The organism is Moorena sp. SIO4E2, assembly GCF_010671945.1.
In the GTDB taxonomy this organism is placed as follows: Bacteria; Cyanobacteriota; Cyanobacteriia; order Cyanobacteriales; family Coleofasciculaceae; genus Moorena; species Moorena producens.
Map to the genome: position 1 here is coordinate 1 of NZ_JAAHIE010001374.1, position 1,120 is coordinate 1,120.

Genomic DNA, 1,120 nt, shown 5'->3' on the forward strand with positions numbered 1-1,120 from the left:
TGGCTAATGGTCCAGCAGTTCACCCTTTCCTTCAGGCAGCAGCTCAGCAGTCCCTGGCACGGGCAATTAAGGCTCGTGGTCGCACCCTTTCGGTAAATTCTGGTTACCGAACTATTGCTCAGCAACTCATGCTATTCAATCATGGTAAAGTTAGACGCTGTGGTATTGGTTTGGTTGCCCCTCCTGGTAAAAGTGATCACCAACGTGGTTTAGCAATAGATATCAATGACCACCAAGGCTGGAGACCCTATCTAGAGCGGGAAGGGTGGAAGTGGTTTGGACCTGGAGACGAGCCTCACTTTAACTATACGCGCAGAGCAAGACGAGACCTAGGTCGTCTTGCTATAAAAGCGTTTCAGCGACTCTGGAACCAATATAATCCGGACAAACCCATTGCTGAAGATGGGATTTTCGGACCAAATACTGAAGCGCGACTGAATCAAGCCCCCATAGTTGGCTTTGGAAAAACTAACGAATCTCTTCCAGAGAGAAGACTCAGCCTGACTAAACCTTATCTCGAAGGTGATGATGTTCGCGAACTTCAGGAAGCTTTAGTTAAAGCAACTATTACTGTCGAAGTAGATGGCGTTTTTGGTCCCGCTACTAAGGAAGCTGTTAAGGAATTCCAGAAGCTAAAGGATTTAACAGTAGATGGAATCGTTGGACCTGCAACTCGCTCGGCTCTGGGATTGTGAAGTTATAGCAACAGAAGTATAGTTGACGAGATAGTATTTTCGTTTAAAGGGAACAGGGAATAGGGAATAGGGAACAGAAATATGTCTTAATCTTTACTTCGACTGCTATATTTGTGAACTTATTAGCTCTCTTCTGCCTAGAATGACAGAAGAGAGCTAAAATCAGATGAGTAAAGTTAGGATTAAGTCTACAAACCAGTTAAAGGTACCGACTATTAAGCTGAAGCCAGTGCTTGCGATCGCTTCTGCTTGTGCTTGCACTCGTGCCAACAGTTGAGAGCCTGAGATCCGGACATCTACCGGTAAATTGCGCTGATTAACTCACCCACATAGCTTAGAGCACTAAGGGTTACCGATCCAGTTATTAAGATTAGTAGCCAATTGATCAATAACTGTTGAATTAGTGAAAAAATAGAATTCATTGA

The 1,120-nt window shown here is 44.2% G+C and carries 1 protein-coding gene; it reads left to right on the plus strand.

The window, feature by feature from the left end:
* Positions 1–695: peptidoglycan-binding protein (locus F6K37_RS43785; protein ID WP_287257396.1), on the plus strand; the 695-nt coding region annotated here is incomplete at its 5' end.
* Between the last annotated feature and the right edge of the window lie 425 nt (positions 696–1,120).